Raw genomic sequence first — 13148 nt, forward strand, 5'->3', positions numbered from 1 at the left:
CGCTCCCAAAGATCTTGAACAAACAGTGGAATGAAGCATTCCGTTCTGCTAATGTTGGAACAGAACAAGCCGTTCCGATTCAGGAGGAACACCATGACCGTCCTCGACACCCGCCCAGTGGCCACAGCCGCCGCTCCCGAGCAGCCCGCGGCCTACAAGTGGCGCTGGCCGGCCCTGGCCGTGATCCTGACCGGATCCGTCATGGAGCTGCTGGACGCCACGGTCACCCACATCGCGGGCCCGACCATGAGGAACGACTTCGGCGCCGGAAACGCGTTCATCCAGTGGCTGGGCGCCGCGTACATCCTGGCCATGACCGCGGGACTGCTCACCGGCGGCCGGCTGGGCGACATCGTGGGACGCAGGCGGATGTTCCTCATCGGGATGATCGGCTTCACGGTCGGCTCGCTGCTCTGCGCGGTCTCCGTCTCGCCGGAGATGATCATCGCGGCCCGGGTCGTCCAGGGCCTGTTCGGCGCGGCCATGATCCCCCAGGGGATGGGGATGATGAAGGAGATGTTCCCGCCCAAGGAGCTGGCCGGCGCGTTCGGGCTGATGGGCCCGGTGATGGGGCTGTCGGCCATCGGCGGCCCGATCCTGGCCGGATGGCTGGTCAGCGCCGACCTGTTCGGCACCGGCTGGCGGATGATCTTCCTGATCAACCTGCCGATCGGCGTGGCGGCGGTCTTCGCGGCGCTGCGCTTCCTCCCGAAGACCCCGCCGATCGGCGGCGTCAAGCTCGACCTGCCCGGCGCGATCCTCGCCTCCGCCGGTGTCGTCCTGATGGTCTTCCCGCTGGTCCAGGGCCAGGAGCACGGCTGGCCCGCGTGGTCGTTCGCGCTGATGGCCGCCTCGATCGTCACCCTCGTCGTCTTCGTCGCCTACGAGAAGCGCCGGGCCGCCCGCGGCGGCGACCCGCTGGTGGCGCCCTCGCTCTTCCGCAAGCCCGCGTTCCTGTCCGGCATGGCCGTCGGCACCGTCTACTTCGCCGCCTTCGGCGGGGTGTTCATGGTCATCGGCCTCTACACCCAGCTCATGCTCCACTACGACCCGCTGAAGGCCGCGCTGACCGGCGTCCCCTCCTCCCTCGGCATGATCGCGGGCATGATCGTCGCCCAGTCCACCCAGCGCTTCGGCCGCAAGGTCCTGCTGGCCGGCGCCGTCATCATGGCCCTCGCGGTCGTGGCCCTGCTGATCGTGGCCGAGCCGGGCGTCACCCCCTGGCAGCTCGCTCCGGCCCTGCTCTTCGTCGGTCTCGGCAGCGGCATGATCATGGGCCCGTACTTCAACATCGTCCTGGCCGCGGTGGACCCGCAGGAGACCGGCTCGGCCTCCGGCACGCTGACCGCGCTCCAGCAGGTGGGCAACGCGCTCGGCCTGGCCGTACTCGGGACCGTCTTCTTCGGGACCGGCAGCGCCGAGATCACCTTCGCGGTCGCGGCCGGCATGATCGTGGTCACCTTCCTCGTCGGGCTCATGCTCCCCAAGCAGGCCCGCCAGGACGCCGAGTTCGTGCACTAGGGATTTCGGAAGAAAGGGCCCGGCGTTTTCGCCGGGCCCTTTCCGACTTTGGATGGAGCCGTCCGCGCCCTCGGACGGATGCGGGCCACGCCGGAAGGTCCGTAGCGTCGCAGGCATGACCACCACGGCGCCGCCATTAAGGCGCATCCACGAGATCGACGCCGTCCGCGGCTTCGCGCTGGGCGGCATCCTCGTCGCGAACATCAGCTTCTTCGCCGACCCCGGGCTGTCCGTGGCCATCTCCAGCATGGACTTCAACCGCGACCCGGTGAGCCTGACGGTCCAGACGCTGGTGCTGACGAAGTTCTACGTCATCTTCTCGTTCATGTTCGGCTACTCCTTCACGATGCAGATGCGCTCGTGGGGCGAGAAGGTCAAGCCGCGGATGCTCCGCCGCTGCCTCGCCTTGTTCGTGCTCGGCGTCACGCAGGGCATCCTGCTCTGGATCGGTGACATCCTCACGCTGTACGCCGCGCTCGGCCTGATCCTGCTGGCGCTGCGCAACGTCCGGCCGAGAACCGCCGTCAAGATCGGCTGCTGGATCATCGGCGTCATGTCGGCGATCTGGCTCATCCTCGCGGGGCTGACCATGCTCGACCCCTCGGCCGGCGTGACGGCGCCCACCGACCCCGCGGTCATGGCCGCCGCGCAGGCGCAGGTCACCGGCAGCCCGCTGAGCTTCCTGCAGTTCCAGCTGGAGACCTATCCGATGCTGGCGGCGTTCGTCTGGTTCGGCCAGGGCCCGATGGCGATGGCGTTGTTCCTGTTCGGCATGGCCGCGGGCAAGTCGCGGCTGCTGGAGGACCCCGAGCGCTGGGCGCGCTTCGTGCCGCGCGTCCTCTTGATCGGGTACGGCCTCGGCCTCCCCGCGGCCGTCTTCTTCACCTGGTCCAGCCAGCAGGAGGGCGCCCTGCAACTGACCGGCCTGGCGCTCAACAACATCCTGTCCCTGCCGCTGGCCGCCGCGTACGTGGTGACGCTCCTGCTGCTGGTGCGGCGCCTGCCCGCGATCGGCGCCGCGCTGGCCCCGGCGGGCAGGGCCGCCGCCTCCAACTACATCGGGCAGTCCATCCTGCAGTGCCTCGTCTTCACCGGGTACGGGCTGGGGCTCGGCGGCAGGCTGACGCCGATCGCGGTGATCGGCGTGGCCGCGGCGATCTACACCGTCCTGCTGCTGCTGAGCGCCTGGTGGATGCGCAACCACCGCTACGGCCCGATCGAACGGGGCCTGCGCGGGTTCACCCAGTATTCTGCAGACCCGCAGCCACTCCGTTGACCGACAGCAGGAGCAGCGTCGAGAGCCGCTCGGCCTCCCGCTCGGAGACCTCTCCCTTGCGCAGCGCGGTGAGCGCCCGCAGCTGCAGATGCGACAGGGCGTCGACGTAGGGGTCGCGCAGCTGCACCGCCCGCGAGAGGACCTTGCGGTTCTCCAGCAGCCGGGTGTGCCCGGTGACCTGCAGGACCAGCTTGCGGGTCAGGTCGTACTCGGCCATCACCTGCCCGGCGAAGTCGTTTCGGCCGCCGAGCGCGAGATAGCGCTCGGCGATCGAGCGGTCGGTCTTGGCCAGCGACATCTCGGCGTTGTCCAGCATCGCGTTGAACAACGGCCACTCCTCGTACGCCGCCCGCAGCTCCTCGACCGAGGCGACCGAGGCCAGCCCGGTGCCCAGGCCATACCAGCCGGGCAGGTTCACCCGGGTCTGCGCCCAGGCAAACACCCACGGGATGGCCCGCAGGTCGTCCAGCGACCGTGGCGCCCCGAGCCCGCGCCGGGCCGGGCGGGAGCCGAGCCGTAGCGAGCCGATCTCCTCCAGCGGGCTGACCAGCGCGAACCACTCGGGGAAGCCCGGCGCCTCGGTCAGCGCGCGATAGGCGCCCTCGGAGGCGGAGGCCACCTGCTCGGCCAGCGTACGGAAGCGCGCGGCGGCAGCGGCGGTACGGCTGCCGTTGGTGGGCGAGGAGGCCAGCAGCACGGCGTTGGCCACCTGCTCCATGTGCCGCCTGGCGATCGCCATGTGGCCGTAGCGGGCGAAGATCACCTCACCCTGCTCGGTCACCTTGAAACGTCCGGCGACCGAGCCGGGCGCCTGGGCCAGCACCGCCCGGTTGGCCGGGCCGCCGCCGCGGCCGAGCGCGCCGCCGCGGCCGTGGAACAGGCGGAGCTTCACGTCGTGCTCGCGGGCCCACTCGGTGAGGCGCTCCTGGGTCTGGTAGAGCTTGAGCGTGGCCGCGGCCGGACCGAGTTCCTTGGCCGAGTCGGAGTAGCCCAGCATGATCTCCATGCGCCGCCCGGTGGCGGCCAGCCTGGTCTGGACCTTGGGGATCTCCAGCATGCCGGTGAGCACGCCGGGGGCGTTGTCGAGGTCCTGGCCCGACTCGAACAACGGCACCACGTCGAGCACCGGCGCCCGGATGCCGAGCGCCGCCTCGGCCAGCTCGTAGACGGCGGCCACGTCGTCGGCGGAGCGGGTGAAGGAGACGACGTACCTGCAGCAGGCGTTCACGCCGAAGCGCTCCTGGATCCAGGAGATCACCCGGATCGTGGACAGGACCTCCTCGGTGACCGGCGACAACTCGCCGCCCGCCCTGATCTCCGCCAGGGCCGTCGCGTGCACCTGCGAGTGCTGGCGGACCTCCAGCTCGGCCAGGTGGAAGCCGAACGTCTCCACCTGCCAGATCAGATGCTGCAGCTCGCCGTACGCCTGCCGGGCCGCGTGCCTGGCCAGCGACTCCTGGGCCAGCCTGAGGTCGGCGAGCAGTTCGGCGGGCGCGCGGTAGGCCAGGTCGAGGTCGCGCTGGTTGGTGGCCGAGATGCGCGCGGCGACGTACAGCAGCCACTGGCGGTGCGGCTCCTGCGGCGAGCGGGTGGCCAGCTCGGAGACCAGGTCGGGGTGGGCGTCCTCGGCGGCGGAGATCGCCGTGCGCAGCTCACGCGACGGCGCCGCGTAGTGGGCGTTGGCGGTGAGCGTGCGGGCGATGCGGGTGGTGGCGGTCTCCAGCGCGGTGAGCACGTGCTCGGCCTGGATGAGCACGGCCTCGCGAGTGACCTTCGCGGTCACGTTGGGGTTGCCGTCGCGGTCGCCGCCGATCCAGCTGCCGTAGCGGATGAACGGCCGCGCCAGCGGCGACCTGGTCCCTGCGCCCTCGCCGAGCGCCGCGTCCAGCGAACGGTAGACCTGCGGCACCACCCGGAACAGCGTCTCGTCGAAGGCGGCCATCGCGGTGCGTACCTCGTCGAGCGGGTCGAGCTTGGTGTCGCGCAGCTGGGCGGTACGCCAGAGCAGGTCGATCTCCTCCAGCAGCCGCCGCAGGTTCTCCTCGCGCTCGGAGGCGCCCCGGCCGGGCGCGTTGTACTCGGTCAGCTGGGTGCTGACGCGCTGGATCGCGGTGACGACCGCGCGCCTGCGCGCCTCCGTCGGGTGCGCGGTGAGCACCGGGTGCAGCTCCAGCTCCTCCACGAGCTCCTGCACGCGCGCGGTGCCGAGCTCCTGTACGGCATGCGCCAGCGACTCCTTCAGCACCTCGCCCTCGGTGTCGCGCTCCCGGAGCGTCCTGATGCGGTAATGCTCCTCGGCCAGGTTCGCCAGGTGGAAGTAGCAGGTGAAGGCCCGCGCGATGAGCACCGCCCGGTCGATCTCCCATTCGGCGACCATCGCGGCGATCTCGTCGGCGGACGCCTCTCCCCTCCTGGCGGCGATCACGGCCTTGCGCAGCCGCTCGACGTCGGCCAGCAGGTCCTTGCCGCCCTGCTCGGCGATCACGTCGCCGAGCAGCCTGCCGAGCAGTTTCACGTCTCGGCGGAGCTCGTCTGGCATCTCGACGACGGCGGCGCTGCGGCGTTCAACTGCCTGGTCAGTCATGTTTCGAAGGGTACAGAGTGCCCGTGAACGAGCGCAGACCGGTCTCACCTAATGGACTAGACCACTGCTCACGTGGGACGGGACACCGCGGCCAGCACTTCGGGCATGCGCGCGTGACCCACCGTGGCGGCCAGCCTCCGGCCGAAGTACTCCACCGCGAAGCCGTACGGCAGGGCCGCCACGCTCACCCACGTCACCCCGAACACCACCGGCAGCACCAGCGGCAGGCTCAGCCCGGCGATGCCGATCATGGCGGCGAACGACCCGGCGAACGCCTGCCCGCCCTGGCCGGGGGCGGCGCCGGTGAAGGCGTTGAGCCGGTCGGGCACCGTGTACGGCAGGATCACGCTGGTCATGGAGGCCACGCCGAGGCCCACGCCGTACACGCCCCAGGCGGTCAGGGCGGCGGGCAGGATGGCCGACGGCGCGCCCGCGAACAGGGAGACGGCCACGGTCATGAGGGCCAGCAGGGGCAGCGCGATGAGCGCCGCGGCCAGATGCCGTCCGGCCAGGTCGGTGCGCAGGCCGCGCTCGTCGCCGAACGCGACCGTGTTCATCCACAGGGAGCGGCCGTCGATGCCGAAGGCGTTGCACGACTGCAGCGCGAGCATCAGCGCGCCGAGGCACGCGGGGCCGATCACCAGTGGCAGGCCGCCGCCGCCGGACTGGCCGGTGATGGAGAAGGCGATCACGCCGGTGACCACGATCGAGGCGAACCAGCCGACGCGGAAGCGCGGGTCGCGGCGGATGTACTTGAGCTCCTTGGTGACCACGGCGGCGAGCGGGCCGTCGGGCAGGAAGCGGTCGACGATCCCGCTGGAGCGGCGGACGGAGGCTGACTGGGTGGAGGCGTCCGCGGTGACCAGCGCGTGGGACAGCGCCTTGATCCACAGCCAGCCGATCAGGACCACGAGCGCCGCGACGACGAGCAGTTCGGCCAGGCCGACCAGGCCGCCGTCGGCGATGGCGTGGGCGGCCAGGCCGGGCGGCGTCCAGCGGAGCACTCCCGCGGTGCTGCCGATGAGCGCGACCGGGTCGCCGAGTCCCCTGTTGGCGATGAGGTTGGGTAGCTGGAACAGCAGCACCGCGAAGATCGCCGCCACGGCCAGCGCGTCCCGGCCGCGGCGCGAGCGCAGCGCGCCGGACAGGGCCGTGGTGATCAGCCTGGAGGTGACCAGGCAGAGCGCGAACTGCAGGAGCACCGCCACGACGCCGACGAGCACGCCGCCGATCCCGCTCGCCAGCCCCACCAGCGCGCCGATCGTGATGATCAGGGTGGCGGCGGGCCAGACGCCGGTCGCGGAGGCGGCGAACATGCCGACGGCCAGTTGCCCCGTACGCAGGGGGAACAGCGAGAGCCTGGCCGGGTCGAGCGTGTCGTCCAGCCCGAACGCCAGCAGCGGGACGATCGCCCAGCCGATCCAGAACATCGTGAACGCGAGAACGGCCAGATTGGTGGCCATGGCGGGCTCGGCCAGACGCAGCAGGCTCATCAGCAGGAACCCGAGAGCCGCCACGGCGATCGCGGCGAGCAGGGTGAAGACGAAGCCCAGCTTGCGCGCGAGGTCCCCGCGCAGGTTCCCGGCGACCAGCCGCAGCTTGAGCCGCGCGAACAGCAGCGCCGTGCTCACCGCTCACCACCGGCACTCGGGCTCTCGTTTTGGGGCACCCCGTTGGCGCCGAGCCAGGTGAGGCCCGCGTCGCCGGCCCGCCTGGGGCCGCCGACGAGGTCCAGGAAGGCCTGGTTGAGTGTACGGTCGCCGCGTACCTGGGCCAGCGGCCCCTGAGCCACGATGTGACCGGAGCTCATCACCGACACCCAGTCGCACAGCCGCTCCACGAGGTCCATGACGTGGCTGGAGAAGATGACCGTCGAGCCGGAGGCGGTGAAACGCTGGAGCACGTCGGTCAGGGTGTTGGCGCTGACCGGGTCGACGCCCTCGAACGGCTCGTCCAGGAACAGGACAGAAGGATTGTGCAGCAGCGCGGCGGCCAGGCCGATCTTCTTGCGCATGCCGGTGGAGTAGTCGACGACGAGCTTGTCGGCGGCCTCGCGCAGGTCCATGACGCCCAGGAGCTCCTCGGTGCGCTGCTCGACCTCGGCCATGGGGATGGCGCGCAGCCGTCCGTTGTAGTGGAGCAGCTCGCGGCCGGACAGGCGCTCGAACAGACGCAGACCCTCCGGCAGCACGCCGACCCTGGCCTTGACCTGGACCGGATCTCGCCAGACGTCCAGGCCGTCGATCACCGCCCGGCCACCGTCCGGGCGCAGCAGCCCGGTGATCATGCTGAGTGTGGTGGTCTTGCCCGCGCCGTTGGGCCCGACCAGGCCGGCGAAACTTCCCGCCGGCACCACCAGGTCCACTCCCGCGACCGCGATCTGCTGGCCGTAGCGCTTGAAGAGCCCCTGCGTGTGAACCGCCTCCGTCATGGAACCAGCGTAGAAGGAGGGATTAACCTTCTGGGCATGAGTGCTGCTGAGGAATTGCCGGAACTGCCGGATATTCACACCACCGCCGGTAAGATCGCCGACCTTGAACGCCGGCTGGACGAGGCCGCGCACGCGGGGTTCGCGGCGGCGGTGGAAAAGCAGCACGCCAGAGGCAAGATGACCGCGCGCGAGCGGGTTGTGGCGCTTTTGGATGAGGGTTCGTTCGTGGAGTTCGACGAGTTCGCGCGGCACCGCTCGACGATGTTCGGGCTGGAGGGCAAGCGGCCTTACTCCGATGGAGTGATCACCGGTTACGGCACGGTCGACGGCCGTCAGGTGTGCGTCTTCTCACAGGATGTGACGGTTTTCGGGGGCTCGCTGGGTGAGGTCTACGGCGAGAAGATCGTGAAAATTCTGGATATGGCGATCAAGACCGGCTGCCCGATCATCGGAATCAACGAGGGCGGCGGCGCGCGTATCCAGGAGGGCGTGGTCGCGCTCGGCCTCTACGCGGAGATCTTCAAGCGCAACGTGCACGCCTCGGGCGTGATCCCGCAGATCTCGCTGATCATGGGCGCGGCGGCGGGCGGGCACGTCTACTCCCCGGCGCTGACCGACTTCGTGGTCATGGTCGACCAGACCTCGCACATGTTCATCACCGGCCCGGACGTCATCAAGACGGTCACCGGCGAGGAGGTGACGTTCGAGGAGCTCGGCGGCGCCCACACGCACAACACCAGGTCCGGCGTGGCCCACTACCTGGCCACCGACGAGGACGACGCGCTGGAGTACGTGAAGGCGCTGCTGTCGTACCTGCCCTCCAACAACCTGGACGAGGCGCCCGCCTACGAGGCCGCCGCCGCCCTGGAGCCGGACCCGGAGCTCGACACGCTCATCCCCGACTCGGCCAACCAGCCCTACGACATGCACCTGGTCATCGAGCACGTGCTGGACGACGGTGAGTTTCTGGAGGTCCACGCGCAGTTCGCGCCCAATGTCGTGGTCGGCTACGGCAGGGTGGACGGCCATCCGGTCGGGGTCGTGGCCAACCAGCCGATGCATTTCGCGGGATGTCTCGATATCAACGCATCCGAGAAGGCCGCACGATTTATCCGAACATGCGATGCATTTAATATCCCGATCGTGACTTTTGTTGATGTTCCGGGATTCCTTCCGGGCACGGACCAGGAATGGAACGGCATCATCCGGCGCGGCGCCAAGCTCCTCTACGCCTACGCCGAGGCCACCGTCCCGCTCGTCACGATCATCACCCGCAAGGCGTACGGCGGGGCCTACGACGTCATGGGCTCCAAGCACCTCGGCGCCGACATCAACCTGGCATGGCCTACCGCCCAGATCGCGGTCATGGGCGCCCAGGGGGCAGTCAACATCCTCTACCGCCGCGAACTGGCCGCCGCCGGCGACCCCGACGCCGAGCGCGCCCGGCTCGTCACCGAATACGAAGACACGCTGGCCAATCCGTATATCGCCGCTGAGCGGGGTTATGTCGATGCCGTAATCCGCCCATCGGACACCCGGCCGCAAGTGGTGAAGGCCCTGCGGGCCCTGCGTAACAAGCGTGCCTCGCTACCGCCTAAGAAGCATGGGAACATCCCGTTGTGATGGGTGCCGCAGCGTAGCGAGGACATCCATCACAACCTACGAGCGAAGCGAGTCAAAGCAACACAGTGATGGATGCCGCAGCTTGCGAGGACATCCATCACAACCACGAGCGAAGCGAGTCAAAGCAACACAGTGATGGGTGCCGCAGCGAAGCGAGTCAAAGCAACACGTGATGGGTGCCGCAGCTTGCGGCGACATCCATCACAACCACGAGTCAAGAGCGAAAGAGCACTGTGACAGCGCATCTGAAAGTCGTGCGGGGCGATGCGACGCCCGAGGAGATCGCCGCTCTGGTCACCGTCCTGACCACGCGGCAACCGGAACCCACGCATACGCCGGGCCGTAAGCCCGAAACTTGGCGAAACCCAGCCCGAGCCATGCGTAGGCGACTCGTGCCAGGGAAGTCGGCTTGGCGGTTGAGCGCCCTACCCTAGATGGATCCCTGGAATCGGGTGTCAACTTCCCCGAGAGTTGGGACTATCTAGAAAAGTAGGCGTATATAGTCAGCCGATCAACTAAGGCCGCGGCCTGGAGGACGACATGCCCATCCCAGACCTCACGCCGCATCCTGTGGCAGCGAAGTACGCCGTCCTGGTGGATGTCGGTTATCTGTATGCCGCCGCAGGTGAAGTGCTGCTTGGCGCGAAGGAACGCAAGGAATATCGGGTTGCGGCGGATGAGCTCATCCAGAGCCTCCAGAAACATGCAATGGAACGTATTTCCGGAGAACTACTGCGGATCTATTGGTATGACGCCGCACGCGACCGAGTGCCCACCGTCGATCAGCGAGTGATCGCACAGTTGCCCTGGGTGAAGGTACGACTGGGCAACCTTAACGCGCGTGGCCAGCAGAAGGGCGTGGACGCTCAGATCAGGAGCGACCTTGAAGCGCTGGCCAGGCATCACGCGGTGACCGACACGATCCTGCTGGCGGGCGATGAGGACATGGTGCCCGCGGTCGAGGCCGCGCAGGCCTACGGAGTGCGGATACACCTGTGGGGCGTCGAACCCCCTTATGGCACCAACCAGGCGGAACGGCTCGTGTGGGAGTCCGACACCGTTGAAGTGATTTCTGCAGATTTCCTGAGACCCTTTTTCAGCCGCGCACCGCAGCCCGTCCCGGTCACGCCGCCGGCCGCCGCGCCGTCGCCCGCCACGGTCTTCGCCGGTCGCCCCGCCACCCCGAAGCCGCAGGTCAAGCCCGGCCAGGTGGCCAAGCTCGGCCCGTCGCGGCCGCGCGTGGAGGACGTGGGCGAGCACGTGGCGCAGAAGTGGATCCTCACCCGTGGCCGCGACAACATCCGCGACCTGCTGCCGGGGCCGATCCTGCCGACGGTCATCGACACCGAGCTGCTCATAGAGGCGGAGAAGGAGCTCGGGCACTCGTTGCGCCCCTACCCGGAGGCGCGGGTGTGGCTGCGCGACGGGTTCTGGGCCCGGGTGTACCGGGAGTTCGACCTAGGTGTGGGCGTCTCCAGCAAGTAGGGCCTCGGCGACAGCCGTACGGGCATAGAGGACATAGCGCCCCGTGCGGTGGGCGCTGCACAGACCCGCTCTGCGCAGCGCGGTGAGGTGCTGGCTGGCGCCCGGCTCCGACAGGCCGGTGCGCACGGCCAGCTCGCGCGTCGAGGCGGGCTGGTCGAGTGAGGCCAGCAGGCGGGCGCGGGTGCGGCCGAGCACGGCCGCCAGCGCCTGCGGCGGGTCGCTCTCGCGGTGCTCCCACAGTGTGGCGATGCCGCGCGGCGAGTAGCGCAGCGTCGGCTGGAACGGCGGCACGGTGATGGAGAAGATCCTCGGCCAGGTGAAGACCGACGGCACCAGCAGCAGGCCGCGCCCGTCGAGCGCGCGGGTGCCGTGGCAGAACCGGTGGTCCAGGCGCAGGCGCTCGCCCTGCCAGCGCACGTTCTCGTCGAGGCCGGTGAGCATGCCGCGTACGCCGTCCTGTGTCAGCGCCTTGGCGCGGTAGAGCACGTCGCCCTCGCACAGGCTGCGGATGCGCGGCCAGTAGGGGGCGATCGCGGCCGCCCAGTACGCCCGGATCTCGCCGGCCAGCCGGGCCAGGCCGGCGGCGGGGTCGTCGTGGAGTGCCTGGATCCCGGGGGTTCGCGGGCCGCCGTGGCGCCAGGTGTCGAGCTGGTCGCGTACCTCGTGCTCGGCGGCGAGCAGTCCGGCCAGCTCCAGCTCCAGGTCCGGTACGGCGGTGGCGGGCGGCGGGCTGATGAAGCAGACCAGGGAGATCGTCGGCACCGGGACGAGGTCGGACAGCAGTCTCCAGTCCACGTCGGCCAGGCGGCGGCGTACCCGCTCGGCCCAGGGGCGGTTGAGGCCGGTCGGCTCCTTGAGCACGCGGACGCTGGCCACGACCTCCCACAGCGGAGAGATCGCGAAGCGGGTGTTGGCCACGTCCACGGCGGTGAAGGACAGATCGAGGGTCATTCGATTCGCTGCTCACTTAATCAATCGCGTCGATGGACGGTAGTTCACCATCGTGGGCGGCGTGAAGACAACCTCGTTGCTGCTCGAACCCGGATTCCGGAACCTGTATCTCGGCTCGGCCGTGAGCGCTTTCGGGGCCCAGGTGGGATATGTCGCCCTGCCGCTGCTGGCCGTGACCACGCTGCGCGCGGGCGCCGGTCAGGTGGGGCTGCTCAGCGCGCTGGCCACGATTTCGGTGCTGGTCGTCGGGCTGCCGGCCGGGGCGTGGATCGACCGGATGCGCAAGAAGCCCTTGATGATCGTGGCCGATCTCGCGCGGGCCGTCCTGCTGGCCTCCGTGCCGGTGGCCGCCTGGCTGGGCGGGCTGACGATGGAACACCTGTACGTCGTGGCCGCGCTGACCGGTGTGGGCACGCTCTTCTTCGACGTGGCCGCCCAGAGCCTCGTGCCCAGGCTGGTCGGCAGGGAGCGGCTGACCGAGGCCAACTCGCTGCTGGTCGGCACGAACGCGGCCATGGACATCTCCGGCCGCAGCTTCGCCGGGGTGCTCGTCGGCGCGGCGGGCGCCCCGGCGGCCATGCTGCTGAACGCGGCCGGTTACCTCGGCTCGGCGTTGTTCCTGCGCGGGGTGCCCGCCGTCGAGACCCCGCCCGCCTCCGGCCCGCGGCCCAAGCTGGCCACGCAGATCGGCGAGGGCGTGCGCTTCGTGCTCGGCCACGCCACGCTGCGGCCGATCGTGCTGCAGGGCGCGATGACGAACCTGGGCTTCCCGCTGTACTCGGTGCTGCTGCCGGTGCTCGTCGTCTCCCAGCTCGGCTACCCCGAGTGGGTGCTCGGCCTGTACCTGGCCGTGGGCGGCGTCGGCACACTGGCCGGCTCGGCCACCGCCCACCACGTCGGCGCCCGCCTCGGCCGCGGCCGCGCGGTGTGGATCGTCTCCTTGATCACGACCCCCGCGTCCCTGCTGGTCCCGCTACTGAACGACGGCGCCTGGATCTGGGTCTCGGCCGCCGCCTGGTTCGCGCTCACCTACCGCACCGGACTCAACAACGTGCTGCTGGTCAGCTTCCGCCAGCGCGTGACGCCGGATGAGATGCTCGGGCGCGTGAACGCCACCATGCGCCTCATCCTCATGGGCGCCGTCGGCGTCGGCGGCCTGCTCGCGGGCCTGGTCGGCGAGTTGTGGGGCGTGCGCGCCGCGCTCTGGGCGGGCGCGCTGTTCATGTCCCTCAGCTGGGTGCCGATCTACTTCTCGCCGTTGCGCGCCGAGCGCTGAG

10 protein-coding genes are annotated in these 13148 nt (G+C 69.7%); 6 read left to right on the plus strand and 4 right to left on the minus strand.

Annotated features, from left to right (window positions below; all coding sequences use genetic code 11):
- Window positions 1-93 precede the first annotated feature (93 nt).
- The gene (locus ACFWY5_RS08755; RefSeq protein WP_379609949.1) at window positions 94-1521 is read left to right on the plus strand and encodes an MFS transporter; all 1428 of its coding nucleotides are present in this window, start codon (window positions 94-96) and stop codon (window positions 1519-1521) included.
- 115 nt (window positions 1522-1636) lie between these two features.
- Window positions 1637-2797 carry a DUF418 domain-containing protein gene (locus ACFWY5_RS08760; RefSeq protein WP_379630963.1) on the plus strand — a complete coding sequence of 387 codons (1161 nt, stop codon included), beginning with the start codon at window positions 1637-1639 and terminating at the stop codon, window positions 2795-2797.
- Here the strand turns inward: ACFWY5_RS08760 and ACFWY5_RS08765 are convergent.
- The 3 genes from ACFWY5_RS08765 to ACFWY5_RS08775 all read right to left on the minus strand — a co-directional run bounded on the left by ACFWY5_RS08765 (window position 2760) and on the right by ACFWY5_RS08775 (window position 7812).
- Window positions 2760-5381: a phosphoenolpyruvate carboxylase gene (locus tag ACFWY5_RS08765; RefSeq protein ID WP_379630964.1), complete on the minus strand. Its 2622-nt coding sequence runs from the start codon at window positions 5379-5381 to the stop codon at window positions 2760-2762. The two genes, ACFWY5_RS08760 and ACFWY5_RS08765, sit on opposite strands and share 38 nt — an antisense overlap.
- Before the next feature lie 68 nt (window positions 5382-5449).
- Window positions 5450-7012, minus strand: coding sequence for a hypothetical protein (locus ACFWY5_RS08770; protein ID WP_379609952.1), 1563 nt, complete (start codon window positions 7010-7012; stop codon window positions 5450-5452).
- Entirely contained in the window at window positions 7009-7812 is an 804-nt protein-coding gene (locus ACFWY5_RS08775; protein ID WP_379609953.1) for an ABC transporter ATP-binding protein, read from the minus strand. The genes ACFWY5_RS08770 and ACFWY5_RS08775 overlap by 4 nt, the downstream gene beginning before the upstream one ends.
- A gap of 36 nt (window positions 7813-7848) precedes the next feature.
- On the opposite strand from ACFWY5_RS08775, the gene ACFWY5_RS08780 reads away from it, so the two are divergent.
- The 3 genes from ACFWY5_RS08780 (at window position 7849) to ACFWY5_RS08790 (ending at window position 10920) form a co-directional block, all read left to right on the plus strand.
- Window positions 7849-9435, plus strand: coding sequence for an acyl-CoA carboxylase subunit beta (locus ACFWY5_RS08780; RefSeq protein ID WP_379631016.1), 1587 nt, complete (start codon window positions 7849-7851; stop codon window positions 9433-9435).
- Between the two features lie 233 nt (window positions 9436-9668).
- Complete coding sequence (locus tag ACFWY5_RS08785; protein ID WP_379609954.1) at window positions 9669-9869, plus strand: acyl-CoA carboxylase subunit epsilon; 201 nt, start codon at window positions 9669-9671, stop codon at window positions 9867-9869.
- 106 nt (window positions 9870-9975) lie between these two features.
- Window positions 9976-10920: an NYN domain-containing protein gene (locus ACFWY5_RS08790; protein ID WP_184957816.1), complete on the plus strand. Its 945-nt coding sequence runs from the start codon at window positions 9976-9978 to the stop codon at window positions 10918-10920.
- Here ACFWY5_RS08790 and ACFWY5_RS08795 read toward each other — a convergent pair.
- Window positions 10894-11871, minus strand: a complete 978-nt coding sequence (locus tag ACFWY5_RS08795; protein ID WP_379630965.1) for a DUF5937 family protein — start codon at window positions 11869-11871, stop codon at window positions 10894-10896. The genes ACFWY5_RS08790 and ACFWY5_RS08795 overlap by 27 nt on opposite strands.
- Before the next feature lie 61 nt (window positions 11872-11932).
- Here ACFWY5_RS08795 and ACFWY5_RS08800 point away from each other — a divergent pair, with 61 nt between their 5' ends.
- On the plus strand, window positions 11933-13147 hold the full coding sequence (locus ACFWY5_RS08800; RefSeq protein ID WP_379630966.1) for an MFS transporter: 1215 nt from the start codon (window positions 11933-11935) through the stop codon (window positions 13145-13147).
- The last annotated feature ends 1 nt before the right edge of the window (window position 13148 follow it).

This window comes from Nonomuraea sp. NPDC059007, from assembly GCF_042740555.1.
Classification (GTDB): domain Bacteria; phylum Actinomycetota; class Actinomycetes; order Streptosporangiales; family Streptosporangiaceae; genus Nonomuraea.

What these genes read in the sequence shown, in the direction of transcription:
- ACFWY5_RS08755 (WP_379609949.1), top strand. Translation starts at nt 94, where the DNA reads ATGACCGTCCTCGACACCCGCCCAGTGGCCACAGCCGCCGCTCCCGAG.
- ACFWY5_RS08760 (WP_379630963.1), top strand. Translation starts at nt 1,637, where the DNA reads ATGACCACCACGGCGCCGCCATTAAGGCGCATCCACGAGATCGACGCC.
- ACFWY5_RS08765 (WP_379630964.1), bottom strand. Translation starts at nt 5,381, where the DNA reads ATGACTGACCAGGCAGTTGAACGCCGCAGCGCCGCCGTCGTCGAGATG.
- ACFWY5_RS08775 (WP_379609953.1), bottom strand. Translation starts at nt 7,812, where the DNA reads ATGACGGAGGCGGTTCACACGCAGGGGCTCTTCAAGCGCTACGGCCAG.
- ACFWY5_RS08780 (WP_379631016.1), top strand. Translation starts at nt 7,849, where the DNA reads ATGAGTGCTGCTGAGGAATTGCCGGAACTGCCGGATATTCACACCACC.
- ACFWY5_RS08790 (WP_184957816.1), top strand. Translation starts at nt 9,976, where the DNA reads ATGCCCATCCCAGACCTCACGCCGCATCCTGTGGCAGCGAAGTACGCC.
- ACFWY5_RS08795 (WP_379630965.1), bottom strand. Translation starts at nt 11,871, where the DNA reads ATGACCCTCGATCTGTCCTTCACCGCCGTGGACGTGGCCAACACCCGC.